This is a genomic window from Streptomyces sp. NBC_01669, from assembly GCF_026339735.1.
Taxonomy (GTDB): domain Bacteria; phylum Actinomycetota; class Actinomycetes; order Streptomycetales; family Streptomycetaceae; genus Streptomyces; species Streptomyces yanii.
Genome location: NZ_JAPEQG010000001.1, coordinates 7,838,562 through 7,864,772 on the forward strand (window position 1 = coordinate 7,838,562; position 26,211 = coordinate 7,864,772).

Annotated in this window: 30 protein-coding genes and 2 pseudogenes; 17 read left to right on the forward strand and 15 right to left on the reverse strand. The window is 69.4% G+C overall.

The features are described 5' to 3' along the window. The first annotated feature begins 16 nt into the window (after positions 1–16). The 3 genes from OG972_RS35175 (at position 17) to OG972_RS35185 (ending at position 2,907) form a co-directional block, all read left to right on the forward strand. Positions 17–772, forward strand: a complete 756-nt coding sequence (locus OG972_RS35175) for an SDR family NAD(P)-dependent oxidoreductase (protein ID WP_266990900.1) — start codon at positions 17–19, stop codon at positions 770–772. Between the two features lie 5 nt (positions 773–777). Next, positions 778–1,809 (forward strand): aldo/keto reductase, encoded by a 1,032-nt coding sequence (locus OG972_RS35180; RefSeq protein WP_266988493.1) that lies wholly within the window; start codon positions 778–780, stop codon positions 1,807–1,809. Between the two features lie 234 nt (positions 1,810–2,043). Further along, positions 2,044–2,907, forward strand: a complete 864-nt coding sequence (locus OG972_RS35185) for an amidohydrolase (RefSeq protein WP_266988495.1) — start codon at positions 2,044–2,046, stop codon at positions 2,905–2,907. Between the two features lie 66 nt (positions 2,908–2,973). On the opposite strand, the gene OG972_RS35190 is transcribed toward OG972_RS35185, so the two are convergent. From OG972_RS35190 to OG972_RS35200, 3 genes are all read right to left on the reverse strand, one after another. Next, positions 2,974–3,690, reverse strand: coding sequence for a GntR family transcriptional regulator (locus tag OG972_RS35190; protein ID WP_266988497.1), 717 nt, complete (start codon positions 3,688–3,690; stop codon positions 2,974–2,976). Positions 3,691–3,835: 145 nt separating this feature from the next. Then, a complete protein-coding gene (locus OG972_RS35195; RefSeq protein WP_266988499.1) occupies positions 3,836–3,982 on the reverse strand; it encodes a hypothetical protein in 147 nt (48 codons plus the stop codon). Positions 3,983–3,989: 7 nt separating this feature from the next. Then, positions 3,990–4,190, reverse strand: coding sequence for a hypothetical protein (locus tag OG972_RS35200; RefSeq protein ID WP_266988501.1), 201 nt, complete (start codon positions 4,188–4,190; stop codon positions 3,990–3,992). Between the two features lie 588 nt (positions 4,191–4,778). Here OG972_RS35200 and OG972_RS35205 point away from each other — a divergent pair. Both OG972_RS35205 and OG972_RS35210 read left to right on the forward strand, forming a co-directional pair. Continuing rightward, complete coding sequence (locus OG972_RS35205) at positions 4,779–7,631, forward strand: glycoside hydrolase N-terminal domain-containing protein (RefSeq protein WP_266988503.1); 2,853 nt, start codon at positions 4,779–4,781, stop codon at positions 7,629–7,631. Between the two features lie 259 nt (positions 7,632–7,890). Then, positions 7,891–8,037: a hypothetical protein gene (locus OG972_RS35210; protein ID WP_266988505.1), complete on the forward strand. Its 147-nt coding sequence runs from the start codon at positions 7,891–7,893 to the stop codon at positions 8,035–8,037. A gap of 571 nt (positions 8,038–8,608) precedes the next feature. Here the strand turns inward: OG972_RS35210 and OG972_RS35215 are convergent. Then, complete coding sequence (locus OG972_RS35215) at positions 8,609–9,055, reverse strand: MarR family winged helix-turn-helix transcriptional regulator (RefSeq protein WP_266988506.1); 447 nt, start codon at positions 9,053–9,055, stop codon at positions 8,609–8,611. A 229-nt stretch (positions 9,056–9,284) separates the two neighbouring features. On the opposite strand from OG972_RS35215, the gene OG972_RS35220 reads away from it, so the two are divergent. The 5 genes and pseudogenes from OG972_RS35220 to OG972_RS49310 form a co-directional block, all read left to right on the forward strand. Continuing rightward, on the forward strand, positions 9,285–9,950 hold the full coding sequence (locus tag OG972_RS35220) for an isochorismatase family protein (protein ID WP_266988508.1): 666 nt from the start codon (positions 9,285–9,287) through the stop codon (positions 9,948–9,950). 310 nt (positions 9,951–10,260) lie between these two features. Further along, positions 10,261–10,422 (forward strand): annotated as a pseudogene (locus OG972_RS35225) (ferredoxin); the annotation flags it as partial. Positions 10,423–10,439: 17 nt separating this feature from the next. After that, a complete protein-coding gene (locus tag OG972_RS35230; RefSeq protein ID WP_266988510.1) occupies positions 10,440–10,586 on the forward strand; it encodes a hypothetical protein in 147 nt (48 codons plus the stop codon). 87 nt (positions 10,587–10,673) lie between these two features. Further along, a complete protein-coding gene (locus tag OG972_RS35235; protein ID WP_266990902.1) occupies positions 10,674–11,411 on the forward strand; it encodes an SDR family NAD(P)-dependent oxidoreductase in 738 nt (245 codons plus the stop codon). Positions 11,412–11,564: 153 nt separating this feature from the next. Continuing rightward, positions 11,565–11,609, forward strand: a pseudogene (locus tag OG972_RS49310) (hypothetical protein); the annotation flags it as partial. Positions 11,610–11,833: 224 nt separating this feature from the next. On the opposite strand, the gene OG972_RS35240 reads toward OG972_RS49310, so the two are convergent. After that, the gene (locus tag OG972_RS35240; protein WP_266991064.1) at positions 11,834–12,004 is read right to left on the reverse strand and encodes a hypothetical protein; all 171 of its coding nucleotides are present in this window, start codon (positions 12,002–12,004) and stop codon (positions 11,834–11,836) included. Between the two features lie 95 nt (positions 12,005–12,099). On the opposite strand from OG972_RS35240, the gene OG972_RS35245 reads away from it, so the two are divergent. Continuing rightward, entirely contained in the window at positions 12,100–12,282 is a 183-nt protein-coding gene (locus OG972_RS35245; protein WP_266991066.1) for a hypothetical protein, read from the forward strand. A 66-nt stretch (positions 12,283–12,348) separates the two neighbouring features. On the opposite strand, the gene OG972_RS35250 is transcribed toward OG972_RS35245, so the two are convergent. From OG972_RS35250 to OG972_RS35270, 5 genes are all read right to left on the reverse strand, one after another. Continuing rightward, positions 12,349–12,507: a hypothetical protein gene (locus OG972_RS35250; RefSeq protein ID WP_266988512.1), complete on the reverse strand. Its 159-nt coding sequence runs from the start codon at positions 12,505–12,507 to the stop codon at positions 12,349–12,351. 66 nt (positions 12,508–12,573) lie between these two features. Next, on the reverse strand, positions 12,574–13,524 hold the full coding sequence (locus tag OG972_RS35255; RefSeq protein ID WP_266988514.1) for a cytochrome c oxidase assembly protein: 951 nt from the start codon (positions 13,522–13,524) through the stop codon (positions 12,574–12,576). Positions 13,525–13,635: 111 nt separating this feature from the next. Next, a complete protein-coding gene (locus OG972_RS35260; protein ID WP_266988516.1) occupies positions 13,636–14,661 on the reverse strand; it encodes a 6-phosphofructokinase in 1,026 nt (341 codons plus the stop codon). Positions 14,662–14,819: 158 nt separating this feature from the next. After that, positions 14,820–15,548 carry a type 1 glutamine amidotransferase gene (locus OG972_RS35265; protein ID WP_266988518.1) on the reverse strand — a complete coding sequence of 243 codons (729 nt, stop codon included), beginning with the start codon at positions 15,546–15,548 and terminating at the stop codon, positions 14,820–14,822. A 34-nt stretch (positions 15,549–15,582) separates the two neighbouring features. Next, a complete protein-coding gene (locus OG972_RS35270) occupies positions 15,583–16,821 on the reverse strand; it encodes a MurT ligase domain-containing protein (RefSeq protein ID WP_266988520.1) in 1,239 nt (412 codons plus the stop codon). 114 nt (positions 16,822–16,935) lie between these two features. Here OG972_RS35270 and def point away from each other — a divergent pair, with 114 nt between their 5' ends. Next, entirely contained in the window at positions 16,936–17,481 is a 546-nt protein-coding gene (def, locus tag OG972_RS35275; RefSeq protein ID WP_266988522.1) for a peptide deformylase, read from the forward strand. Positions 17,482–17,497: 16 nt separating this feature from the next. Here the strand turns inward: def and OG972_RS35280 are convergent, their stop codons facing one another. Beyond that, positions 17,498–18,148: a TetR family transcriptional regulator gene (locus tag OG972_RS35280; RefSeq protein ID WP_266988524.1), complete on the reverse strand. Its 651-nt coding sequence runs from the start codon at positions 18,146–18,148 to the stop codon at positions 17,498–17,500. A gap of 183 nt (positions 18,149–18,331) precedes the next feature. Between OG972_RS35280 and OG972_RS35285 the strand changes: the two genes are divergently transcribed. Continuing rightward, positions 18,332–19,558: an acyl-CoA dehydrogenase family protein gene (locus tag OG972_RS35285; RefSeq protein ID WP_266988526.1), complete on the forward strand. Its 1,227-nt coding sequence runs from the start codon at positions 18,332–18,334 to the stop codon at positions 19,556–19,558. A gap of 162 nt (positions 19,559–19,720) precedes the next feature. Here OG972_RS35285 and OG972_RS35290 read toward each other — a convergent pair whose 3' ends face one another. After that, the gene (locus OG972_RS35290) at positions 19,721–20,209 is read right to left on the reverse strand and encodes a glutathione peroxidase (RefSeq protein ID WP_266988528.1); all 489 of its coding nucleotides are present in this window, start codon (positions 20,207–20,209) and stop codon (positions 19,721–19,723) included. A 120-nt stretch (positions 20,210–20,329) separates the two neighbouring features. Between OG972_RS35290 and OG972_RS35295 the strand changes: the two genes are divergently transcribed. After that, positions 20,330–20,506: a hypothetical protein gene (locus OG972_RS35295; protein ID WP_266988530.1), complete on the forward strand. Its 177-nt coding sequence runs from the start codon at positions 20,330–20,332 to the stop codon at positions 20,504–20,506. On the opposite strand, the gene OG972_RS35300 is transcribed toward OG972_RS35295, so the two are convergent. Both OG972_RS35300 and OG972_RS35305 read right to left on the reverse strand, forming a co-directional pair. Beyond that, entirely contained in the window at positions 20,437–21,006 is a 570-nt protein-coding gene (locus OG972_RS35300) for a GNAT family N-acetyltransferase (RefSeq protein WP_266988532.1), read from the reverse strand. The two genes, OG972_RS35295 and OG972_RS35300, sit on opposite strands and share 70 nt — an antisense overlap. A 12-nt stretch (positions 21,007–21,018) precedes the next feature. Further along, positions 21,019–21,573: a helix-turn-helix domain-containing protein gene (locus tag OG972_RS35305; protein ID WP_266990904.1), complete on the reverse strand. Its 555-nt coding sequence runs from the start codon at positions 21,571–21,573 to the stop codon at positions 21,019–21,021. A gap of 272 nt (positions 21,574–21,845) precedes the next feature. Between OG972_RS35305 and OG972_RS35310 the strand changes: the two genes are divergently transcribed. The 3 genes from OG972_RS35310 (at position 21,846) to OG972_RS35320 (ending at position 24,831) form a co-directional block, all read left to right on the forward strand. Continuing rightward, positions 21,846–22,196: a hypothetical protein gene (locus OG972_RS35310; protein WP_266990906.1), complete on the forward strand. Its 351-nt coding sequence runs from the start codon at positions 21,846–21,848 to the stop codon at positions 22,194–22,196. A 114-nt stretch (positions 22,197–22,310) separates the two neighbouring features. Continuing rightward, complete coding sequence (locus tag OG972_RS35315; protein WP_266988534.1) at positions 22,311–23,837, forward strand: MFS transporter; 1,527 nt, start codon at positions 22,311–22,313, stop codon at positions 23,835–23,837. Further along, complete coding sequence (locus OG972_RS35320) at positions 23,815–24,831, forward strand: glutathione S-transferase family protein (RefSeq protein ID WP_266988536.1); 1,017 nt, start codon at positions 23,815–23,817, stop codon at positions 24,829–24,831. Before OG972_RS35315 ends, OG972_RS35320 begins: the two co-directional genes overlap by 23 nt. A gap of 30 nt (positions 24,832–24,861) precedes the next feature. On the opposite strand, the gene OG972_RS35325 is transcribed toward OG972_RS35320, so the two are convergent. Next, on the reverse strand, positions 24,862–26,211 hold the full coding sequence (locus tag OG972_RS35325; RefSeq protein WP_266988538.1) for a chloride channel protein: 1,350 nt from the start codon (positions 26,209–26,211) through the stop codon (positions 24,862–24,864).

Below are 26,211 nucleotides of genomic sequence, written 5' to 3' on the forward strand. Positions count from 1 at the left end.
CGGTGAATGCGCACCGATGAGGGAACTATCCGGACTCAAAGCCCTGGTCACCGGCGGGGCTTCCGGTATAGGACTGGCCACGGCACGGTTGCTCGCGGCCCGCGGCGCGGACGTCGCCGTCCTCGACCTCGACCCGTCGGCGGTGCCGGAGCCACTGCGTGGCTACCGCGCCGACGTGGCAGACGACAACACGGTGAGGACCGCGGTGGATGCGGCAGCCTCGGACCTCGCGGGCATCGACATTGTGGTCAACAACGCGGGCATCGGGGCCGTCGGCACCATCGAGGACGATGACGACGGCCAGTGGCACCGTGTCTTCGACGTGAACGTCATGGGCGTGGTGCGCACGACCCGGGCGGCACTGCCCCACCTCAGAGCCTCCTCTCACGCCGCCCTCGTCAACGTCTGCTCGATCGCCGCCACGGCGGGCCTACCCCAGCGGGCGCTGTACAGCGCGAGCAAGGGCGCGGTCCAGTCGCTGACGCTGGCCATGGCCGCGGACCACGTACGGGAGGGCATCCGGGTCAACTGCGTGAATCCCGGCACGGCGGACACGCCGTGGGTGGGCCGCCTCCTGGACCAGGCCGCGGATCCCGCCGCGGAACGCTCCGCGCTCAACGCCCGCCAGCCCTTGGGCCGCCTCATTTCGGCCGACGAAGTGGCCGCCGCCATCGTCTACTTGGCCTCCCCGGCCGCCGCCTCGGTGACCGGCGCCGCCCTCGCGGTGGACGGCGGGATGCAGGGGCTGCGCCTGCGGCCGGCGGGACAGTGATGGGCATGCACCGCACCGTTCACGAATCGGTACTGCCGCGCCGCACCCTGGGGCGCAGTGAAGTCGCCGTCACCGCCCTGGGGTTCGGCGCCGCCGCCGTCGCCGGCCTCTTCTCCCCCGTTGGCGAGGACGAGGCCGCCGCCGCTGTCGAAGCGGCCTGGGACGCGGGCATCCGGTACTTCGACACCGCCCCGCACTACGGTCTGGGTCTGTCGGAGCAGAGACTGGGCGCCGTACTGCGCGCCAAGCCCCGGGACACGTACACGGTCTCGACCAAGGCCGGGCGGTTACTCGTACCCTGTGAGAAAGGCGGGCGCGAGGGGGACTTCGGGGACGATCTCGCCCACGGTTTCGCCGTACCGGCGACCCACCGCAGGCGGTGGGACTTCAGCGCCGACGGCGTCCGCCGTTCGCTGGAGGAGAGCCTGACCCGGCTCGGACTCGACCGCGTCGACCTCGTGCTGCTGCACGACCCCGACGACCACGAGGAGCAGGCGTTCCGGGAAGCGTATCCCGCCCTGGAGGAACTGCGGTCCCAGGGCGTGGTCGGCGCGATCGGCGCGGGCATGAACCAGAGCCGCATGCTGACCCGCTTCCTCGAGGACACAGATGTCGACGCCGTGCTGTGCGCCGGTCGCTACACCCTGCTGGAGCAGACGGCCCTGGAAGAACTGCTGCCCGTCGCCGCGGCGCGCCGCAAGAGTGTGATCGTCGGAGGCGTGTTCAACTCGGGCCTGCTGGCCGACCCGAAGCCCGGCGCCACGTACGACTACGCCGCCGCTCCGAAATCCCTGGTGAGCCGTGCGCTGCACATGCAGGCCGTCGCCGAGGAGCACGGGGTGCCACTGCGGGCCGCCGCACTGCGCTTCCCCTTCGGGCATCCGGCCATCGCCTCCATCCTCGTCGGCGCGCGCTCGGCGGCTCAGGTCCACGACGCTGCCGCACAGGTGGATCGTGCGATCCCCGACGGGATGTGGGAGGCGCTGCGGAGCGAGGGCCTGCTGCCGCCGCACGTGCCGGTACCGGAGGGGACGTAGTCATGCGCATCGCGCTGTTCATCACCTGCTTCAACGACACGCTGTACCCGCAGACCGACGCCGTACACACCAGCAGGAGGATCGACGAGCAGCAGAGAAAAGGTGCTCGGACGTATGCGGGAGGCGCTGACCGACATACCGGACATCGAAGCGCATGACACCGTGGCCGTGCCCCGTTCGAACCGGAGGGCCAGAACACGGTGACGGCGGCCCCCGTCCTCAGTGAGGCAAAACATGCACATCATCGATGCACACCACCACCTCTGGGACCTGGACGTACGCGACCAGGAGTGGATCACCGGACCCGAACTCGCCCCGCTGCGACGTTCGTTCACCCTGGAGGACTTCGAGGCCGAGGCCCGGTCGGCCGGGATCGCCGCAGGCGTCCTCGTGCAGACGGTGGCCGTGACCGAGGAAACCCCGGAGTTCTTGTCCCTCGCTGCCGGCAGCGATCTCATCGGTGCGGTCGTCGGATGGACGGACCTCACCTCACCCGGCGTCAGCGACGAACTCGCTCGCCTGCGGGGCCTTCCCGGAGGAGAGTACTTGCGGGGCATCCGCCACCAGGTACAGGGCGAGCCCGACCCGCGATGGCTCACCCGGCCGGATGTGCTGCGTGGGCTGCGCGCGGTAGCAGCCGCAGGTCTCGTCTACGACGTCGTGGTGCTCCCCCACCAACTGCCCGCCGCGATCCAGGCAGCCGCCTCCGTGCCGGAACTGACCTTCGTCCTGGACCACTTGGGTAAGCCGCCCATCTCGTCGAAAGCGGTCGAGCCCTGGTTCACCGGACTGCGGCGCCTCGCCGCCCTGCCGAACACCGTGTGCAAAATCTCCGGAATGGTCACCGAGGCCGACTGGGCATCGTGGACCGTCGACGACCTGCGCCCTTACGCGGACTCGGCGCTGGAGGCCTTTGGCCCGCACCGGCTGATGTTCGGGTCCGACTGGCCGGTGTGCACCCTGGCCGCGAGCTGCACCGACGTCGTCGCGTACACGCGGGCTCTCACCACCGCACTCGGCGAAACCGAGCAGTCGGCCCTGTGGTCCGGCACCGCGGCCCGGGTCTACCGAGTGGCGGTCGACGAGCCGGGACTGTGACGCCTGGTTGCCCACCGGCCAGGACTGTCTCGCCTTGGCCGAGCCGACGTCGGAAGTCGCGCGCGGTCAGGGCTCCTCATCCCGGCTGAGCTGGCGCTGGAGGCTGCGGGTGAGGTGCTCCGCCATCGCTTCGGCCGCGCGGTCGGGATTCCGGCGCAGTATCGCGCGGACCACGCGTTCGTGCTCCGCGAGGGTCGGGTCGTCGGCGCCGAGGACGCTGCTGAGCCTGAAGATGTGCAGATGGGAGTGGAGGCGCTCCACCGCGTCCGAGAGCAGTGGCCGTTGGGAGGCCTGCGCGATCGCGTCGTGGAAGCGCTGGTCGAGGGAGGCGAAGTCGCGGTAGGCCGCATAGCGCCCGGCCGGCCCCGGATGGGACTGCATCTCCTCCACGATCCGCTCGATGCCGTCGAGCTGAGCCTCGCTGGCGTTGACCGCGGCCAGAGCGGCTGCCTTCGGTTCCAGCAGCAGCCGCATCTCGAAGAGTTCCTCGAGTCCCTGGCGGGTCAGCAGCTCGGTGGCGCGGTACCCGGAGAGCGCCCTCTTCACCACCAGGCCGTCGGACTCCAGTCTGGCCAGCGCCTCCCTGATCGGGGTCGGTGAGACGCTCAGGGCGCGGGCCAGGGCCTCGATCCCGACGCGCGCGCCAGGAGCGATCTCATGGTCCATGACCATGGCCTTGATGTTCTCGTAGACGCTGTCCGAGAGAGCCTGACGTGCGGGAGGCAGGTCCCGTCCGCTCCCTTCCCGCGGCGCCCCGGCCGCGGACGTGTCGTGCGGCGGCATCCGGCCTCCTGCTGCTGTTCGGGGCTTGTCGGGGCAGCAACAGTTTACCCAGGTGAGGGACGCGGTTCAGGGGCCGAGCCGAGTCTGTCCACCGGAAAGCTCCGGCCCGCCACGGGAGCTGTGCATGTCCGCCGCGTCGCTTCGGTCAGGCGGAGGCCTGTTGGATGTCCGCGGGGACGGGCGCGTGCCCGGGGATGGTCTGCTCGGCCCAGATGGTCTTGCCGCAGTGGCTGTAGCGGCTGCCCCAGCGTTTGGTGAGCTGGGCGACGAGGAACAGGCTCCGGCGGGTCATGTGACTGTCAAGACATCTGGTCCTGACTGCGAACCTGCTGGCCGGTGCACTCCTGGCCGCCCCGCTCGCGGTCGCTCCGAGGGTCGTCGTGGGCGCTGCCGAACCAGCCGCCCGGCCCGCTGCCGCTCCCAACTCCGCGCCGCCGGACGTCGTCCCCGCACTCCAGAACTGGCAGGGCGGCATCGGACAGGTCACCCTGGACCGCCACAGCCGGATCGTCGTTCCCGCCCACGTCCCTCGCCGGACTGCGCAGACTTGCCACCCAAGTAGCCGAAGAAGCAGCCGAGTTGACGCCGGTGCGCCCCCGGGTCGCCACCGGCCCAGCACATCGCGGCGACATCGCCCTTCGACTGGACGGCGACGCGGACCTCGGTGCCGCTCTGGTCCGGAGACGTATCTCCACCACTCCCTTGAGAATCAAATAGGAAATTGATGAGACTGATGGTTGACCGGTGATGGCGTCCAGTCAAGACCCGTGGCGCGCTTCATCTCCCGGGTGAGCCTTGACGTCGATGGTGGGAGGTTGGGGCAAGGGCCCTTCTTCAAGCGGTAAATCTCCGGGTTGGAAGCCGATTCTCTGGAGTGGTTGCGACGTGCGACCGCAGCTCGGTGCCGCCTGTGGGGGCTTGGAAGTCAGGCGCATTGATTGGCTGAGCAGAGGAAAAATCATATAGGAAAATCGGTCGAAGTCATTGACACGACGTGCCAATGCCACTGCACTTCTGCCCAGACGCCGCCCCCGGTCGTCGGACGCCCCAGAACCCGGTACAGCCTGCCCAGAAGGAGCCGCACGCCCATGTCCCGTCGTACACCTTCCCAGCCCCCCGCCGAAGACGAGGGCGGTATGTCGCGTCGCGGCGTACTGCGCACGGCGGCATCGTTGGGTGCGATTTTCGCGCTGTCCTCGCTGCCGGAGTTCACCACGAACGCTGCCGCGGTGACGCGGCCGGCAACACTGTCGCTGGTGCCGAAGCGCGACGCGCTGATGCTCTGGTACACCAAGCCGGGCACGGAGAACCGGATCATCGAGGAGGGGCTGCCGATCGGGAACGGCCGGCTGGGTGCTCTCGTCACCGGCGACCCGTCCCGTGATGTGATGGTCCTGGCGGATGCGACACTGTGGACCGGCCATGCCAACGCCGCGCTCCAGTCGGACGGGCAGTTCCCGTACGACACGGGGGACTTCGGTACGTTCGGGATGCTGGCCAAAGCCTTTCTCGAGATTCCGGCACACACGATCGGCGCCGTCAGCGGCTACCGCCGCACGCTGGACATGAGCAACGGCCTGGTGGCCGCGTCCTACCGGCTCGGCGGTGTGACGTACCGGCGTGAGGTGTTCTCCAGCCATCCGGACGACGTGATCGTCGTGCGGCTGTCGCAGAGCGGCGGCGGCTCCTACACCGGGTCCATGACGCTGTCGGGGACCCGTGGCGAGACCGTGACGGTGAATGCGGGTGCCGCGGAGGCGTCGTTCGCGGCGGCGCTGCCGAACGACCTGAAGTACGCGACGGTCGTGAAGGCTGCCGGCAAGGACGGCACAGTCTCGGCGGCCGGTACGAAGGTGACGTTCAGCAACTGCACCGAGGTGCTGCTGATCATCTCGGGGGGCACCAACTACAGGGCCGACCCGTCCCAGTTGTACAAGGACATCTCGCACGTGCCCCTGGACACGGCGCGGGCCAAGGCCTCGGGGGCGGCGGCGGTCGCCGGTACGTCGTTGCTGGCCACGCATGTATCCGATTTTCAGCGCCTCCAGCAGCGCATGACGGTGAACCTGGGTACGTCGTCCGCCGCGCAGCGAGCGATGGACACGCCCGCTCGGCTTGCCGCCCGTGCGGCGGCCGGTTCCGCACCGGACCCGGAGCTGGAGGCGACCTACCTGCAGTTCAACCGCTATCTGACGATCTGCGGCTCCCGCAGCAGTCTCCCCACCAACCTCCAGGGCTTGTGGATCGACAGCAACACTCCGTCCTGGATGAGCGACTACCACAGCGACATCAATGTCCAGATGAACTACTGGCTGCCGGACCGGGCGGGCCTGCCCGAGTGCTTCGACGCGTTCACCGACTACTGCGTTGCTCAGCTGCCCGGCTGGCAGGCCACTACCAAGAACCTCTTCCAGGACGCCCGCAACCGGTTCCGCAACACCTCCGGCAAGGTGGCCGGCTGGACCCTGGCGATTTCCACGAACATCTGGGGCGGCAACGGCTGGTGGTGGCACCCGGCCGGCAACGCGTGGATGTGCAACTCCCTCTACGAGCACTACGAGTACACCCAGGACACGGCCCACCTGGCCAAGATCTACCCCCTGCTCAAGGGCGCCTGTGAGTTCTGGGAGTCGCGGTTGATCACCATGACCGTGCCCGACCCCGCGACCGGCGGCACGCGACAGGTCCTCGTCGACGACCACGATTGGTCTCCCGAGCACGGACCCCAGAATGCCCGGGGCATCACCTACGCCCAGGAACTGGTCTGGCAGCTGTTCCAGAACTACCGGTCCACCGCGGCTGTGCTGGGCAAGGACTCCGCCTATGCCTCCACCGTCTCCGCGCTTCAGGACCGGCTGTACATGCCCGAGGTCAGCGCCACCAGCGGCTGGCTCGAGGAGTGGATGAGCGACGACAACCTCGGCGAGACCACCCATCGCCACTTGTCACCGCTCATCGGCCTCTTCCCTGGTGACCGCATCGCCGTCGAGCACTCGCCGACGGCCCTCGTTTCGGGCGCCACCAAGCTGCTCGAGGCACGCGGCATGGCCAGCTTCGGCTGGGGCAGTGCCTGGCGGGCCATGTGCTGGGCGAAGCTGAAGCATTCGGACAAGGCATACCAGCTCGTCCTCGACGTGCTGAAGCCGTCGGTGAACTTCAGCCACGGCAGCGCGATCAACATGTTCAACATGTACAGCTTCGGCAGCAGTTCGGTCTTCCAGATCGATGGCAACTACGGCACACCAGTGGCGATGATCCAGATGCTGGTGCAGTCCCGTCCCGGACGGGTGGAGCTGTTGCCGGCCCTGCCGCGGGCCTGGGCCGCCGGGTCCGTCACGGGAATCGGGGTGCGCGGCGGCTTCACGCTCGACATGAAGTGGAAGAACGGCCAGGTCACCCGCGCCACGCTGCGGGGGGCCGCGGGCAGGTCCACCGTGGTCGTCGTCGGCGACTGGAGCAGCCGGGTCACGATCCCCTCCGCCGGATCTGTGGCGGTCGCGCCGCCTGCCCAACACTCCGTCTTCCAGCTGGTCAACCGCAAGACGGGCAAGGCAGTCGACGTCCCGGATGCCTCCACCGTCAACGGCACCGGCCTGATCCAGTACACCCCGAACTCGGCCGTGAACCAGCAGTTCCGATTCATCCCCGTCGGCGGGGGACTGTACGAGATCTACACCACCCACGGCAGCACACCCCTGGTCTGGTCCGTCCGGGGCGACACCACGGCCGCCGACGCAAAGATCGTCCAATGGACGCCCGAACACAGCACCAGTCAGCAGTGGAAGATCACCGACGCCGGCGACGGCTACGTCACCGTCACCTGCTCCCGCAGCGGCCTGGTTCTCGGCGTCACTGGGGATTCCACCGCCGACGGCGCGACGGTCGAGCAGCAGGCGGCCAACGGGGGAAAGGGCCAGCAGTGGCGCCGTATCGGCAGGTGACCCGCAGGGAACGGGGCCGGTGACCACCGTACCGACGTGCCCGGGCGGGGAGAGACGGAGCATCCTGACGGGAGAGCCGACTCCAGTGGGTGACCACGCGTCCCCGGTCCCACCACGGAGGAGCGAGGTGAAACCATCCGCCCGCATTCCGGAGGGCGCCTCCGGCCTGGACGGCGTCGTGGCGGCACTGGTGGCAAGGAGAGCTTGCAGCGCATGCTCGCCGCCATCCCACTGACCGAGGACGAACGCCCGGCGGTCGATGACGGGCGCACCCGCCATCGATGCGCTCCTCGACCGGCTCACCGACATCCCCACGCCCCTCGGCCCCTTACCGCGCGAGCTTGGCCTCCCCACCACCGCCACCATGCTGCCCATCGTGGAGGTTCGCCCACGCAATCAGGCATGAACAGGGCATAGGAAGAGGCCGGACACCGTGTCCCGGCGGACTGTGCGTGAGGCGCTGCACCCCCGCCGCGCCCAGCACCCGGGCACCTGCCGATGCGCTGACGCGGCTCCCGCCGGACGGTCTCAGTCCAGGGTGGACCGCACGGTGGGGGAGCAGGGCGGTCAGTTGGCAGATGTCGTCGAGGGCGTCAATCCGAGGAGGGCATGTTCGGTCGCGGCCTGGCGGACGGCGGAGACAACGCAGCGGGTCAGGCTGCGGCACCTGTCCGCCGGCAACCGGTCACCGGTGCCGCGGGGGTGGGCGACGACCGATTCGTGGGTGCCGGCGTCTTTCAGCGTCAGACGCAACCGGGTGGTGAGCTTGTCATCGACAGGCAAGCGCCGCTGCCTCGTGACATGGGTGGCAAGGTCCTTCAGTGCTTGCAGGCTTTCAAATTCCGTGTCCTGATCTCACGGCCGATGGCCAGTCGGTGCCAGATCGGACGGGGATCTCTCAGCGATAGTTGACCAGCCTGTCCCTGGGGTCTGAGCCTGCTGATACATGGCCCCGCCGGATCATGCCCGGACCAGTTTCAACGGGTTTCGCGCTGCGGGTCGGCGACCTGTCGGAGTGCTGTTTTGAATGCGGTGTATTCCGGTTCGCCCAGTGCTTGCGCGTGGCGTTCTTCAATGGCGCGCATGATGGATGCGGCGGCTTGCATCTGGAGCAAGCCGCGGTCGGTGGGGCAGATGAGTTTGGCCCGACGGTCGGCGGGGTCGGGTCGGCGTTCGACGTAGCCGAGCCGTTCCAGGTCGTCGATGAGTGTCCCGATGATCTGTTTGTGCTGCCCGGAGAGCTGCGACAGCTCGCTGGCGCGGATGCCGTCGGCCCTCAGGTGGGCGAGTACGGCTCCGGTGCGGGGCTGGATATCGTCGAATCCCTGCTCAGCGAGTGAGGCGTACAGTTCTCGCTGGACGGAGAACAGCAGTCGTGCGGCGAGCACGCCGATGTCCGGATCTTTGGCTTCCAGCCCGGTCAACGCCTTCTCCCGTCCCGGCAGTCGCCCGCCGCTCGCCCCTGTGACCGGCGATTTTAGTCGCCCTCCGCCCGGCCTCAGCTTCCGCGACAACGGCCGGGAGGCTCACGCCCCGCCATCGACCCTTGCACTCCGGCACGAAGTCGGCCTAGACTTTAAGAAGTCACGAATCTTGACTATCAAGATTTATGACTACGCTACGTGGGTGCAACAGGACTCAAGGAGCGGAAAGATGAACGAGCGCAGCAAGTTCCTGGACCCGATCACCCGGGAGAACGCAGCCGTGGTGCTGGTCGACCACCAGGTCGGCCTCCTGTCCGGAGTGCGCGACATTCCCGTCGGCGAGCTGAAGCACAACGTGGCGGCCCTTGCACGGGCTGCGACCGCGCTGGACATCCCGCTGGTCGTCACCACCACGGCGGCCGACAGCCTGTGGGGGCCGACCGCACCCGAGCTGGTGGAGGCGCTGCCCGCCGGACAGAAGATCATCGACAGGAGCACGGTCAACGCCTGGCACGACGACCGGGTCCGTGAGGCAATCGTGGCGACCGGCCGTCAGAAGCTGATCTTCGCGGGAGTGTCGCTGGAGGTCTGCGCGGCCCTGCCCGCTTACGCGGCCACGGCCGCCGGGTACGACGCGTATGTGGCCGTGGACGCGTCGGGCACCTTCAGCCAGGCCAAGCGGGAGGCAGGCCTGCTGCGCATACAACAGTCCGGAGTCATCGTCAGCGACTACGCCACACTCATGGTGGAGGCCCTTGCCGACAACGCGGATCCCGCGGCCGATGCGGTCTATGCCGCTCTGGACATGCCGTTCGCCGTTCTGGTCGGCCAGATCTCGGCCGCCCACCAGCACATTTCCGCGAGCACGAAGCGTGACGACCTTCACCAAGGGTGATCACGCGGTAGGCGACGGCCTCGTCCGTGCTCCGATCCTGCGCCACGCCAGGTGCACCAACGCCATGTCGGCCGGTCAGCCGGCCATTGCCCCACATCCACTCGTCCAGCCGAACAAGCCCCCTGCGCTGCCGCACGGCACACCAAGATCGACACCGCAACCAGCAACCCGTAGGCACTGCTCAGGAACGACATGTGGCCCGGACTGTGGCGCCCCGTGGGGGCTCCGGCGGAGTAGCCCGGTGAGCGCCTGATCCTGCCCGCGCTTAGAAAGAGACAGGGAGCTGAGGCGACGGAGGGAGTGGCTTGGGATGCGGATCGTCGTGGACCTCACCCGCTGCCAGACGCATGCGCAGTGTGTGTTCCTTGCGCCGGAGGCGTTCGAGCTTCCTGGGGAGGAGGCGTTGCTGTGCCGCCCGGATTCCCCTGACGAGCAGTTCGACCGCGTGCGCCAGGCCGCGGCGGCGCACCCGGCGCCGCCCTGCTCAGCATGGACGCGCAGGAGCTCATCAACACCGTTGCGCTCGCCATGCGGCGCGGCGTCAAGGTGGCCGAACTCCGCGACACCGTCTACCAGCACCCCACCTCCACCGACGCCTTCAACGACGTACTCGCCACCATCGTGCGAGCCGACTGACCACAAACCGCTCACGTCCCACCCGTTCCTCTTGGATCAGTCGGCGTGGCATCGGGAAGGAAGGGTGCGGCTGTGACTACCGCGTCGATGACAGGGAAAGTCGCGCTGGTGACCGGGGCGACCAGCGGCATCGGGGCAGCCGCTGCGGAAACGCTCGCCGAGTGCGGCGCGTACGTACTGGTGGCGGGCCGGGACCGAGGGCGCGGCGGGGCCGTCGTCGAGGCCATCCGGCAACGCGGCGGCACGGCGGATTTCGTGGCCGCCGATCTGCTGGACGCCGACTCGGCGCGACAGCTGGCTCGGCAAGCCGTCGAACTGGGCGGTGGCCGGGTGGACATCTTGGTCAACGGTGCGGGCATCTACCCGTTCGGGCCCACCGAGCAGACGCCGCAGAGCGAGTTCGACGCCGTCTACGCGCTGAATGTGAAGGCCCCCTTCTACCTGGTGGCGGAACTCGCGCCAGCGATGGCCGAGCGGGGCAGCGGGGCGACCGTCAACGTCAGCACCATGGCGGCCGCGTTCGGCGTCTCGGGAATGGCTCTGTACGGCTCGAGCAAGGCGGCCGTGAACCTGCTGACCAAAGCCTGGGCTGCCGAATACGGCCCGCGTGGGGTCCGGGTCAACGCCGTGCAGCCCGGTCCGACGCAGACCGAAGGCACGGCAGGCATGAGAGAGGACCTCGACACCCTCGCATCCCAGGCGCCCGCCGGACGGCCGGCTACCCCGAGGGAGATCGCCGAGGCGATCGCGTACCTGGCCGGCGACGCCGCGAGTTTCGTGCACGGTGTGGTGCTGCCCGTCGACGGCGGCCGCACAGCCGTGTGACCCGGGCCCGAGACCGAGCCGTCGGCCCGCACCCCCTGAGAGCGATCGGCACAGCATCCGTTGGGAACTTGACAGTTCTGATTCCACATAATCGGCAACGTGTGCGTCACCGCCCCCTCCGGCGTGCCATGCGCGGCCGAGTCCGGCGACGCCATGGGCACCGCCGTCTCGGCAGGCGACTACAACGCCGACGGTTACGCGGACGTCCAGACCGGCGCCCCGAACGAGGACCATCACCCGCAACTCGGTGAACCAGTCCGACGCCGGCACATCGATCCTCCTCAAGGGCACCGCCTCGAACTCGCCTGCAGCATCATCTGCTTGAGACGCCTCCGAACCCCATTCCGAAACGATCAGTATGGCCGCCCGGACGGGCTCATCGGCTGGCGATGGCTGCGTCCGGGCATCGAGTCCAGGTGCTTTCAATTTCTCGGCTTGCGCGCGACGCCGATCACGCATGGAGAGCTGGGGGTGGTGCGACCGTTGACGACAAAATCGAAGTGCCGCGCCTTCTCGACGGTGAAACCGGCATCCTCGATGGCTCGTTCGGTGTCCCGGTCGAGGTTGCAACCGCCGCCGAGCAGAGGCCACACGATATTGATCCGTCGCCTCCGCCGAGACCGGCTCGGACTGGCGCACCTGGCTGTCCAAGGGGCGCGCCGAGACCACCGACGACCATGCGGAACCCGTGCCGTCGACCGTGCGCGCCACACTGGAACTCCCTCGCGGCGCCCAGGGCACATACCGGATCGGACTCGCTCTGCCCGACGCCCGCTTCGATGGGGTGGCCGGCGCGGTGCGCTGCGCGAACGCGACGACGCGCTGGGTGAACGGGGTGAACGTTCTGGCCGAAGTCCCGATCGGGCGCTGAAACCCGGTCGACGGGTGGGCCCGCGACCGGCCGGGCCCGCTCGTCGTACCGGGAAAAGGGCCCCGCTCAGGTGTCGCGCGTGGCGACCATTCCCAGAGTGATCAGCCCGAGCACCACCCAGCCGAACCAGAGCCAGCCGTTGCTCCCCAGCGCCACCGTGTAGGCGGTGACCGCCACCAGGGCCCCGACGGTGAGCATCCCCATCGTCTTCGTCGATCCGGACATGCGCGCACCCTCCTCGTCGGCCGCGCGGCCGTGGACCCCATCGTCACCCGGAAGGTGTCTCCACCGCTACTGTCCGCGCGCCTGCAGCGAGGCGAGATAGGCGTTGTACGCCTTCAGCTCCTGGTCCCCGTCGCGGTCCGCGGCGCGGTCCGCACGCTTCGCGGTCCGCTGCTCGGAGCGGTACCACTGGAAGACCAGCGCGATCAGCACCAGCACCGACGGGATCTCGCTGAACGCCCAGGCGATGCCGCCCGCCCAGTTCTGGTCGCTCAGCGCGTCGATGCCCAGCGAGGCCGGCGGATGCTTGTACGTCTCCACCATCGGAGAGGTCGCCATCATCAGCGCGATACCGAAGAACGCGTGGAACGGCATCCCCGCGAACAGCTCCAGCATCCGGATCACATAGCCGGGCCGGTGTGGTCCCGGGTCGACGCCCATGATCGGCCAGAAGAAGACCAGTCCGACGGCGAGGAAGTGCACCATCATCGCGAGGTGACCGGTCCTCGAGCCCATGAGGAAGTCGAAGAGCGGGGTGAAGTACAGCGCGTACAGGCTGGCGATGAAGAGCGGGATGGTGAAGACCGGATGCGTGATGATCTTCATGTACCGGCTGTGCAGCAGCAGGAGCAGCAACTCGCGCGGGCCCGTACGGTCACGGCCCGCGACCGGCAGTGCGCGCAGCGCCAGGGTCACGGGGGCACCCAGCAACAGCAGGATCGGCGACAGCATGCTGATCACCATGTGCTGCACCATGTGCACGCTGAACATGACCATGCCGTAGTCGTTGAGCTTCGTGCACATCACCAACGCGATGCTCAGCACGCCGACCGTGAAGAAGATGACCCGGTTGACCGGCCAGCCGTCCCCGCGGCTGCGCAGGCGCAGCACCGCGTAGCCGTACAGGCCGAGCGCGAGGACGCAGCCGATCAGGAATACGGGGTCCGCGGAGAAGTGGAGCCCACGTCCCAGCGTGAACGGCGGCAGATCCATGTTCATGCCGTGCCCGCTGTGATCCATCTGTTCACTCCCGATGGGGACGTCCCCGTTTCGCGCCGGTTGTCCCGACCAGAGTAGAACTGCCCCCGGCCGCAGCTGCGGCCGGGGGCAGTTCTCAGGTGCTGGTGTTGCTCAGAGCACGCACTCGGCCTCGGCGTACCGCTCGGCCGGGACCGTCTTCAGGGTCTCCACGGCCTGGGCCAGCGGCACCATGGTGATGTCCGTGCCGCGCAGCGCCGTCATCATGCCGAACTCGCTACGGTGCGCCGCCTCGACCGCGTGCCAGCCGAAGCGGGTCGCCAGGACCCGGTCGTACGCGGTCGGGGTGCCGCCGCGCTGGACATGGCCGAGTATCACCGGGCGGGCCTCCTTGCCCAGGCGCTGCTCCAGCTCGATGGAGAGCTGCGTGGCGATCCCGGTGAACCGCTCGTGGCCGTAGATGTCCTTGGTGCCCTGCTCGAACTCCATGGAGCCCGCGCGCGGCTTGGCGCCCTCGGCGACGACGACGATCGCGAACTTCTTGCCCGCCGAGAAGCGCTTGCCGACCAGCTCGGTCAGCTCGTCCATGTCGAAGGGGCGCTCCGGCACGACGATGGCGTGCGCACCGGCCGCCATGCCCGAGTGGAGTGCGATCCAGCCGGTGTGGCGGCCCATGACCTCGACGATCAGGACCCGCTGGTGCGACTCGGCGGTGGTCTTCAGCCGGTCGAGGGCCTCGGTGGCCACGCCGACCGCGGTGTCGAAGCCGAAGGTCACATCGGTCGACGCGATGTCGTTGTCGATGGTCTTCGGCACGCCGACGATCGGCAGCCCCGCCTCGGAGAGCAGATGAGCCGCCTTCAGCGTGCCCTCGCCGCCGATCGGGATGATCGCGTCGAGACCGAGATCGGCGACATGGCCCTTGGCCTGTTCGACGCCGCCCCGCAGGTGTGCGGGCTGGACCCGGGACGAGCCGAGGATCGTACCGCCGCGGGCGAGAATGCCGCCGACCGCGTCGAGGTCGAGCTTCCGGTAGTCGCACTCGAGGAGGCCCTTCCACCCGTCGTGGAAGCCGATGACCTCGTCGCCGTGGTCGACCACCGCGCGGTGCACGACGGAACGGATGACGGCATTGAGGCCGGGGCAGTCGCCGCCGGAGGTGAGCACACCAATACGCATTGCCCGGGAAACCTTTGCAACGTGGGCCGACGACCGGACCACGTCGTCCGGTTGGATCCCTGCCACCCTACCGGCGCAGGGTGGCGGGACCGAACCAGGCGTCCGCCTGCTGGACTCCGCTCAGTTGAGCGAAATATGCGTCATGCGGGCCATGCGGGTCACGCGGGCTGGGTGGCCGACGCGATGCGCTCGGCGCGCAGCGCCTCGTACCAGCGGTCGTCCGTCGGCGGCAGCGCGTTGACGTCCAGGGCCAGCTTCAGGAGCAGGTCCGCGATCATCGGGTTACGGGCCATCACGGGCCCGTGCATGTACGTACCGAAGACCGTGTCGTTGTACGCACCCTCGGTGCCGTCACCCGTGCCGTTGCCCCGGCCGAGCTTCACCCGGGCGAACGGCCGCGCCGTCGGGCCGAGATGAGTGACGCCCTGGTGGTTCTCGAAACCGGTGAGCGGCGGCAGGCCCAGCTGCGGATCGATGTCGGCCAGTACGTCACCGACGCACCGGGCACCCTCGCCACGCGTGGAGACCACGTCGAGCAGACCGAGACCGGGCTCGCGCTCACCGAGGTCGTTGATGAACTCGTGGCCGAGGATCTGGTATCCGGCGCAGACCGAGAAGATGATCGCGCCGTTGGACGCGGCCCGGCTGAGGCCGCCGTCACGGCGCAGCCGCTCCGCGGCGAGGCGCTGCGGCCGGTCCTCACCGCCGCCGATCAGATAGATGTCGCCGGACGTCGGGATCGGCTGGTCGCTGCGGACGTCGACGCGCTGCACGTCGAGACCGCGCTGCCGCGCCCGGCGCTCCACCACCAGGGCGTTGCCCTGGTCGCCGTAGGTGCTCAGCAGGTCGGGGTAGACCCAGACCAGACGCAGACCGTTGTTGCTCATGCTTCGTCCTCTCCGGAGGTGGCCGGGGCCGGGGTCAGTTGCCGACACGACGGCGCAGATCCTGGAAGGCGGTGTAGTTGGCGATGACCTCGATACGGCCGGGCGGGGCCTGCTGCACGGCCTCGTCGAGGTTCTCGCAGACCCGGAAGTCGAGACCGGCCACTTCGAGGCGGACCGCGAGGTCCAGCTTGCGGTCGCCGAGCACGAAGATCGGGTGGCCCGCGAGCTGGGTGTAGTCGACGTCCCACAGCCAGGAGGTGTCCGTGCCGTCCGCGCCCCGGGCGTTGACGGAGAGGATCACCGGCGTGGGCGGCGGGTCGATCAGGGAAAACGTTTCGAGCCAGCCCGCCGGGTTCTTCGCCAGCAGGAGCCGCAGCTCACGGCCGAGGAAGGAGACCACGTCGTAGCGGCCGGCGACGGCCTGCACCTGATACATGCGCTCCAGGGCGACCTGCGGCGGCACACCGAAGACGGCCGCGACGGCGGCCGAGCTGGTGGCGTTCGCCTTGTTCGCGCGGCCGGGGAGCTGCAGGTGGATCGGCCACGCCGAGCCGTGCGGGTCCAGGACGTAGTCGCCGTGCAGCACCCAGCTCGGGGTGGGACGGCGGAAACCGCATTCGCCGCAGAACCAGTCGTCTCCGGGGCGCTGCATCACACCGCCGCAGGACGGGCAGGACCAGGCGTCGTCCTTCCACGCCTGCCCGGCCGCGACCCACACCACGTTGGGGGAGGAGGACGCCGCCCAGACGATCAGCGGGTCGTCGGCGTTGGCGACGATCACGGCCTTCGAGCCAGTCAGCCCCTCACGCCACTTCTCGGCCAGCATCCGGGTTTCCGCGGCGCGGTCCAGCTGGTCGCGCGAGAGGTTGAGCAGCGCGATCACCTTGGGTGTGGTGTCCCGCGCGACGCCGGCGAGGTATTTCTCGTCGACCTCGATCACGCCGTACTTCGCGTCCGAGCCACCGGCCAGGGCCGAGGTGATACCCGCGGGCATGTTGGCGCCGAGCGCGTTCGACACGACCGGGCCGGCGGCCCGCAGTGCCTCGGCGATCAGCCGGGTCGTCGTGGTCTTGCCGTTCGTCGCCGACACGAGGATCACGTCCAGGTGCTGCGCCAGCCGCCCCAGCAGGTCGGGGTCGAGCTTGAGCGCCACCCGGCCGCCGATCACCGATCCGCTGCCGCGCCCCGCAGCGCGCGACACCGCCGCTGCGGCCTTGCCCGCCGTCACCGCCAGCTTGGCCCGCGGCGACAACGGCTCCGTGTTGCCTGCCATCGTCCTAGATCCTCCTTGCATCGGTCCGTGCCCAGCCTATCGATGTCCGGCGCGGCGACCGCACCACGGCACCACCAGGAAGGCGGAGGTCACGTGGAACGTACGATGGCGGCCATGCGAAACCGCCCGATCCCCGGCAGTTCCGGACTCGTCCGCGCCATGACTCTGCTCGGTGACCCGGTGCTCCACGGCGCCTGCGAGGACGTCACCGACTTCGGTCCGTCGCTCGCCCGGCTCGTCGAGGACATGTTCGCCACGATGTATGCGGCGCAGGGGGTCGGTTTCGCTGCCAATCAGATCGGCATACCGCTGCGGGTGTTCGTTTACGACTGTCCCGACGACGACGACGTCCGTCACCTCGGCCATCTCGTCAATCCGAAGCTGGTCGAGGCGGACGGCATCACGGTACGCGGACCGGAGGGCTGCCTCTCGCTTCCCGGCCTGGAAGCCGGTACCCCACGCTTCGACCATGCGGTGGTGGAGGGCGTGACCGTCGACGGGGAGCCGGTGCGGGTCGACGGCACGGGCTGGTTCGCGCGCTGTCTCCAGCACGAGTGCGACCACCTCGAAGGAACCGTCTACACGGACCGGCTGACCGGGCTGCGCCGGGCGAGGGCACTGCGCGCGGCCCGCCGGGCGCCCTGGGGACGTACCGACTGACCACGCTCTCCCGCCGTCAGAAGCCGGGCCCGCCCGGAAGGTCGCCCGCGGCGGCCAGCCTGCCCCACAGCAGATCGGCCAGGCTGCGTACCAACTGGGCGCGTGAGCAGGGGCGTTCGCCCAGCCACCAGTCGCCCGCCGCGTGCATCATGCCGACGATGCCATGGCCCCAGATGCGGGCCATCTCCTCGCTGTCCGGGCCCAGGTCCACCCGCTCGGCGATGACCAGGGCGAGCTCTTCGCCGAGCCGGCGCAACAGCGGGGCGGAGTGGCGCCCGACGTCGAAGCCCTGCTCGGGGGAGGGGGCGGCGTCGTCGGACGGGTGCATCAGGAAGCGGTAGACCTGCGGGCGGGCCTCGATGGCCGCGAGATAGGTGTCGAGCGTCGCCTCCACCCTCTGGCGGCGCTCGGCGGGGGCGTCGAGTGCGGCCCGCAGCGCGCTCAGCAGCGCGTCGGTGTGGCGCTTGGCGAGCGCGCGGTAGAGGCCGCCCTTGTCGCCGAAGTGCCGGTACAGGATGGGCTTGGTGATCCCGGCCTCCGCCGCGATGGCGTTCATCGAGGCCTTGGGCCCGTCTCTGAGCACCACGCGGTCGGCGGCCTCCAGCAGCTCCCGGCGGCGCTGCTCGGCCGCGGTCCGCTGTCTTTCGGCCTGTCGTGTGGTCTCCATGTCGCCTCTCCCCACCCTGGCCGTGCAATTGGCCATGCAAGTCCGTTACGCCTGCGCAACGTAACACCCTGACCATCGGTGGTGCCGATCGGAGTCTGACCGGTTGACAGAGGCTACTTGTCGGTAACAGACTTCGGTTACCGCAAGTAACGGTGATTTTTACGGTAGTGCATGGAGGGGAACATGACCGAGTTCACGCTCGATCTCAACGACGACCAGAAGCAGGTCCGTGACTGGCTTCACGGCTTCGCCGCGGATGTGATCCGTCCGGCTGCTTCGGAGTGGGACGAGCGTGAGGAAACGCCCTGGCCCGTCATTCAGGAGGCGGCCAAGGTCGGCATCTACTCCCTCGACTTCTACGCCCAGCAGTTCTTCGACCCGACGGGGCTCGGCATCCCGATGGCGATGGAGGAACTGTTCTGGGGCGACGCGGGCATCGCCCTGTCGATCGTGGGTACGGGCCTGGCGGCCGTCGGCGTCCTCGCCAACGGCACCGAGGAGCAGATCGGCACCTGGATCCCCCAGATGTACGGCGATGCGAACGATGTGAAGGTCGCCGCCTTCTGCTCCTCGGAGCCGGACGCCGGCTCCGACGTCGCCTCGATGCGGACCCGTGCGGTGTACGACCAGGCCAAGGACGAGTGGGTGCTGAACGGCACCAAGACCTGGGCGACCAACGGCGGCATCGCCAATGTCCACGTCGTCGTCGCCGTGGTCGACTCGGAGCTCGGATCCAAGGGCCACGCCTCCTTCATCGTGCCGCCGAACACCCCGGGGCTCTCGCAGGGCCAGAAGTTCAAGAAGCACGGCATCAGGGCCTCTCACACGGCCGAGGTCGTTCTGGAGGACGTCCGTGTCCCGGGTCACTGCCTGCTCGGCGGCAAGGAGAAGTTGGACCAGCGCCTGGCCCGGGCCCGCGAGCGCGCCCAGTCCGGTGGCGAGCGCGTGAAGAACGCGGCGATGGCCACGTTCGAGGCGTCCCGCCCGGCGGTCGGCGCGATGGCGGTCGGCACCGCGCGCGCCGCGTACGAGGTCGCGCTGGACTACGCGATGACCCGGACCCAGTTCGGCCGTCCGATCATCGACAACCAGGGCGTCGCGTTCCAGCTCGCGGACATGCGGACGCAGATCGACGCGGCCAGGCTGCTCGTCTGGCGGGCGTCCTGGATGGCGACCACAGGGAAGCCGTTCGAGTCGGCCGAGGGCTCCATGTCCAAGCTGTACGCGAGCGAAACGGCGAAGAAGGTCACCGCGCAGGCGATCCAGATCCTCGGCGGCAACGGCTTCACCCGTGAATACCCGGTGGAGCGGATGCACCGGGACGCGGCCATCTACACGATCTTCGAGGGTACGAGCGAGATTCAGCGGCTGGTGATTGCGCGCACGCTGTCGGGCATGCCGATTCGCTAGCGCTGTGCCGCGGGGGTTGGGTGTGCGGGGGCGCCGGAGCGGTTGCGGTGCCTCCGGCGCCGCTTTGTCCTCAATCGCCGGACGGGCTTGATCGTGTGTCCGGCCGGGGTGAGGTCGTGCCGGGCGGGCCGGCCATCAGGCCGCCCGGCACAACACCGCCCGTCAGGCGGGCAGCAGGGCCTCGATTGCCGCAACGAGCTCCGGCGCCTCCGGTTCCGTGCGGGGGCGGATGCGGGCCACCGGCTCGCCGGACGGGGAGATCAGGAACTTCTCGAAGTTCCACTGCACGTCACCCGCCTCGCCGTCCGCGTCCGCGAGCTGCGTCAGCTCCGCATACAGCGGGTGCCGTCCGTCACCGTTGACGTCGACCTTCTCCAGGAGCGGGAAGCTGACTCCGTACGTCGTCGAGCAGAACGTCTGGATCTCCTCCGCGCTGCCCGGCTCCTGGCCCGCGAACTGGTTGCACGGAACACCGAGCACGGTGAAGCCCCGGTCCCCGTACTCCTTCTGCAGCCGCTCCAGGCCCGCGTACTGCGGGGTGAGCCCGCACTTGGAGGCGACGTTCACCAGCAGGACCGCCTGGCCGCGGTAGGCGCCGAGGGTGGTCGGCTCGCCGGTGAGCGTGTGGAGCGGAATGTCGTACAGCGTCATGAGGGTCTCCTTGTAAGTCGCTTCCGACGCCATTCTTACGCCCACAGGTTCATCGGCACGAAGCCGACGGCCCGATCGCGACATCCGTCCGGTCTCGCCGATCGACGTCACCAGATCGGCGTGCTCGGCCGCGCCGATGTCGTCATCGCCCGCGGCAACCCGCTCACCGACGTCCACGCACTCGGCGACCCGGCGAACATCCTGCTCGTCATGAAGGACGGCGTCGCCTACAAGGACGTCGAAGGACTCGTTGCCCGACCGTCCGTACCGGCGCCCGCCGCGCCGATCACCTTGTAGTAGAAGGTGGTCGGCTTCAGAACCCCGGCGGGGTCTCCGGCGTAGTCCGGAATGGACCCGCACTCCATCCAGCCCGCCGAGCGGTAGAGCCGCTCGGCGGGGCTGCCGGTTTCGGTGTCCAGGACGAGCAGCGTCAGACCGGTGCTTGCTGCCGCCTGCTCGGCGGTGGCCAGCAGCGCCCGGCCCAGCCCCCGGCCGCGCACCGAGGGGCGCACCATCACCTTCGTCACCTCGGCGCGATGCCGGGCGTTCGGCAGCGGAGCCAGGTTCAGGCCGATGGTCCCGGCCAGCCGCTCGCCGTCGCGGGCGAGCCAGACGCGCTGATGTCCGGCATCGACGGCCGCGGCACGCCCCCGCCACCAGGCGGCGGCCGCATCGCGGTCCAGGGGCGCAAGGAACCCCACCGACGCACCGCCCTCCACCGTCTCCACCAGGAGAGCGGCGAGCTCATCGGCGTATGTGACCAGCTCGGGGCCGGACACGGGGACGATCTCGGTCATGACAGGGTCCTCTCACGGCAGAACGATCATCAGGGCATAGCGGACCGGGTTCGGGCCCGGGCAGTGGAAATGCGAGGGTCCGCGCAGCCGGAACCGCAGACAGTCGCCCTGGTGCACGGTGTGCACGGTGTTCTCGACGGTGATCTCGACCGTCCCGTGCAGCACCCAGATGTGCTGCTCAAGACCGGGCACGGGGGCGTCGTCGTAGGCGATGGCGGCGCCCGCGTCGAGCGTTCCCTCGATGATCTCGGCGCGCAGTCCGGCGTGCGGCGGTGAGACCGAGCGGCGGACGAATCCCGACGCCTCGTCCCGCCACACCGGCTGGCGCTCGGCCGGCACCAGCTGCGGCGGTTCCGCCTCCACCTCCGTCAGCAGCCTCGACATCGTCCGCCCGTACACCGTGCACAGCCGTCCCAGCTGGGCGGCGGTCGGACTCAGCTCGCCGCGCTCCAGGCGCGACAGTGTCGAGCGGCTGACGCCGCTGCGCCGGGACAGTTCGTCCAGCGACCAGCCGCGCTCGGTGCGGAGCTCACCCAGCCGGGCGGCAAGCCGGGCATCGACGGACATCGGCTCCACCACGTCAGACTGTCTCACATGAGAGATCTTATCCCTGATGTGAGAGGAGCTGGGCGTCGTCGGCCGAAGTGCCTACGGGGAGCCGCCGTGTCAGGCTGAGACGGGGGATCCCGCCCGGTCCGGCCTGCTCGGCCGGACCGAGGGCACCGCCACTCAAGGAGGCCGACATGGCCAGCGACACCACCGGACCCCGAGCGGCCCGCGCCTACCCGAGCCCCACGCACGCGCCCACATCGGGGACCACCGTCCTGGCATCATCCCTGATGATCTTCGGTGGAGCGATGGCGATCCTCGAGGGGATCGCGGCCATCTCCAAGGACGACATCTTCCTCGCGACGCGCCACTACGTGTTCCAGTTCAGCCTGACGGGCTGGGGCTGGGTCCACCTCATACTCGGCATCGTTATCGTCCTCGCCGGCTGCGCCGTGCTCAGCGGAGCCCTGTGGGCACGCTACTTCGGTGTCGCCGTCGCCGGGCTGGGCGCGATCGCCAACTTCCTGTGGATCCCGTACTACCCCCTGTGGGCCATAGTGCTGGTCGCCGTCAACATCTTCATCGTCTGGGCGCTGTGCACGGGCATGCACCGAGAAGCGGACGAGGCTCTGAGGGCCTGACTCCGACCCGGGGCCTGCCCGGCGGCCTGGCACCTTCTCCCGGGCGGCGAACGATTACGGCAGTCGGCCCTGTCGGGCCGACGGAACCCGGAAACGCCGCCTAAGGTGCGAATCATGCCGGAGAGCACAATGTCCAAGGAAGGTGTGGCGGGGGGCGGGGCGGCCCCGGCGCCCGACCCCCGCCGCTGGCAGGCACTCGGTGTGTGCCTGGTGGCGGGCTTCATGACGCTGTTGGACATTTCCATCGTCAACGTCGCCCTGCCGTCCATTCGGAACGGCCTGCGAAGCCCGGAATCCGATCTGCAATGGGTTCTCTCCGGCTACTCCCTCGTCTTCGGACTCCTTCTCATCCCCGCCGGACGGCTCGGCGACGCCCGGGGGCGCCGTGTGGTGTTCCTGGCGGGACTGGCGGTGTTCACGCTGGCGTCGGCGGCCTGTGGAGCCGCCCCGACCAGTTTCTGGCTGGTGGTCGCCCGAGTGATTCAGGGCATCGGTGGAGCCTTGATCTCGCCGCAGATCTCCGCGTTGATCCAGCAGATGTTCTCAGGCCAGGAGCGGGGCCGCGCCTTCGGCATGTTCAGCACGGTGGTCGGTATCTCAACCGCCGTCGGCCCCCTGCTGGGCGGGCTGTTGATCCAGGCTGCCGGACCGACCGACGGTTGGCGCTGGGTGTTCTACGTCAACCTGCCGCTCGGCGTCGTCTGCTTCCTGCTCGCCCGGCGCCTCCTGCCGGACACCCCGTCGGCCGGCCGCGTGCGGCCGCGCGACCTGGACCCCGTCGGCGTCCTCCTTCTCGGCGCGGGCCTGCTGGCCCTGCTGCTGCCCTTCGTCCAGCAACAGCAGTGGCCCGGAAACGAGAAGTGGCTGCTGCTGGCCGTGGCCGCGGTTCTGCTCACCGCCTTCGTCGGCTGGGAGTCCCGGTGCGGCAGACGCGGCACCGCGCCGGTCCTCGACATGTCGCTGTTCCGGCTGCACTCCTACTGGCTGGGCTGCCTGTTGAGCCTGCTGTACTTCGCCGGATTCACCTCGATCTTCTTCATCAGCACGCTCTATCTGCAGGCCGGCCTGCACTGCACCGCCCTCGAGGCCGGACTGGCCATCACACCGTTCGCTCTGGGGGCGGCGGCGGCCGCGGGACCAGGCGGCCGGATGGTCGGCCGCTACGGCCGACCGCTGGTCGTTGTGGGGCTGTCCATGGTGGTCGTCGGACTCGGGGCCACCGCGTTCGCCGTGCACGTCGTCCCGGGCCGCGGCGTTGCCTGGGCGATGGCGGCCCCATTGCTCCTGGCGGGCGTGGGCAGCGGCCTTGTCATCGCCCCGAACCTGACCCTGACTCTGTCCCAGGTGCCGGTGGTCGGCGGCGGGAGCGCCGGGGGCACGCTCCAGACCGGGCAGCGCGTCGGCTCCGCGATCGGGATCGCCGCGGTCGGCTCGGTCTTCTTCGCCCAGCTGGCCTCCGAGGGCTGGACCACCGCGTTCGACCTCGGGCTCGTCGTCTCCGTCGCCTTCGTCATGGGGGCACTCGTCGTGGCTCTGGCCGATGTGGCGGCATCCCGGCGGGGCGGAAGACATAGGGCGACGTGTCCGACCCGTCCGTCCGCCCGGAAGGGAGACCACAATGAGCAACCCGACCGGCAGTGAGCCGCACGGCAACGCCGCGTACGGACGCACGACCTTCAAACGGTCCAGGAGCCATTTCGCCGACCGGATCACGGCCGACGGGAGGGACGGCTGGCCGGTCGAGGCGGGCCGCTACCGGCTGGTCGTCAGCCGCGCCTGCCCCTGGGCGAGCCGGGCACTCGTCTCCCGGCGGCTCCTGGGCCTGGAAGACGCCCTGTCGCTCGCCGTCGCCGACCCGATCCAGGACGACCGCAGCTGGCGCTTCACTCTGAACGAGGGCGGACGGGACCCGGTGCTCGGCATCGTGTACCTGAGCGAGGCGTACGAAGCGCGCGAACGCGGCTACCCCGGTGGCGTCAGCGTGCCCGCGATCGTGGACGTACCCAGCGGGAAGCTCGTCACCAACGACTTCCAGCAGATCACCCTGGACTTCGCGACCGAGTGGACCGCGCTGCACCGGTCCGGGGCCCCCGATCTCTACCCCGAACGGCTGCGAGACGAGATCGACGAGGTCATGGACGGTATCTACCGCGATGTGAACAACGGTGTCTACCGGGCCGGATTCGCCACTGAACAGGACGAGTACGAGGCCGCATACCGCGCGGTGTTCCGCCGGCTCGACCTGGTCTCCGAACGCCTCGCGGACCGGCGCTATCTGGTCGGGGACACTCTCACGGAGGCGGACATCCGGCTGTTCACCACGCTCGTCCGCTTCGACGCCGTCTACCACGGGCACTTCAAGTGCAACCGCTCGAAACTGACCGAGGACCCGGTGCTGTGGGCCTACGCCAGGGACCTGTTCCAGACCCCCGGATTCGGCGACACGGTCGACTTCGACCACATCAAGCAGCACTACTACCGGGTCCACACGGGGATCAACCCCACCGGCATCGTGCCCCTGGGACCCGATCTCTCCGGGTGGGGGACACCGCACCGTCGCGAGCAGCTCGGGGGCCGCCCGTTCGGGGACGGCACCCCGCCGGAGCCGAGTCCGTCCGGCCGCACCCGGCTGTGAAGGACACGTCGCGGTCCCTGAAGCGCACGTTCACGGCAGTGGACCGGCGGGCGGCCCGTGCGGGACGGTGGCCGGGTCCGCGGCGAGCCGGAGCGAGACGACGTACGCGACCACCACCGAGAGGATCACCAGCGGCATGACGGTGAGCCCCGGCGACCCCAGCAGCAGGGTGGCCAGCAGCACCGAGGTCATCGGGAGCTTCAGCATCGCCACGCACATCGCCCCGATACCCATGGCGAACCCGGCCGTCGGATTCAGCCCCGGGAGATGGGAGAGCGCGATTCCGCCCGCCGCTCCCACGAACATCGCGGGAAAGACGGGACCACCCCGGAAACTGCTCAGCGACGCGCAGTACGCCAGCGCCTTGCAGACGATGAGCAGGAGCAGCGCGCCCACCGAGTACCCGGTGCCGGCGGCAAGAAGGGGGTCCAGAGCGTTCTGCCCCGAGTACAGCATCTCGGACGCGTCCTTTCCCGAACCTTCCGCATACACCAGGGCCAGGACACCGACCGCCAGGCCCATCAGCACGGTGCCCACCACCGTCCTTCGCTCGACCCGCCCCTGCAGGTGGAGGGCGAGCCGCCGGATCCCTTCGCCGACGACGGCCGCCGCCAGCCCGATGACAAGGGCCCAGCCGAACTGCGCGATGTCGGGCGGTTCGGCCCGCGGCACATGGTGCAGTGCCAGGGAGTATGTCCCCAGACCGGTCCACGAGCCGAGACCGATGAAGATGAGCGAACCGATACCGGCGGCGAGCAGTCCCGGCACGAGCACCATCCCGAGCATCGCCCCGGCCAGGCCCGACGCCTCCATCAGGAGAAACGCACCTAGAAGCGGCGACCCCAGCAGCGCGCTGACAGCGGCGAAACTGCCGGCAGCCCCCACGAGCGCACGTGCGCTCGGCGCGATGTCCCGCTTCAGCAGCCGCACGGTCCACACGGCCAGCCCGCCGCCGAGGGCGATGAGTGGCGCCTCGGGCCCGAGGACGGCACCGGCACCGAGGGAGGCCAGGGCCGCGATCGCGATGCCGGGCAGCTCCACCGCCGGTGGGGGCCCGGCGAGCGCCAGGCCCTCCGCCGGTCTGTGACCGCCCGTGCCCGGAAGGAAGCGGATCGTCACACCGACCAGCAGGCCGGCGACGACCAGCAGCGGCAGCGGCCACCACGACGGCGTGGCGTGGAAGCCCAGAGCCTTCGGCAGATCGGAGTAGGTCAGCGCCTGGAGTTCGTGCGTGAGCGCCAGGAAACCGAAGGCCACGGCCGAGATCGGGACTCCGAGCAGAGCCGCCATCAGCAGCAGTCCCACGTATCGACGGGAACGGATGAGCGCGAGGGGATCGGGTGGCGCCGTGGCGGATGCTCCGGCGGGCTCGGCCGACAT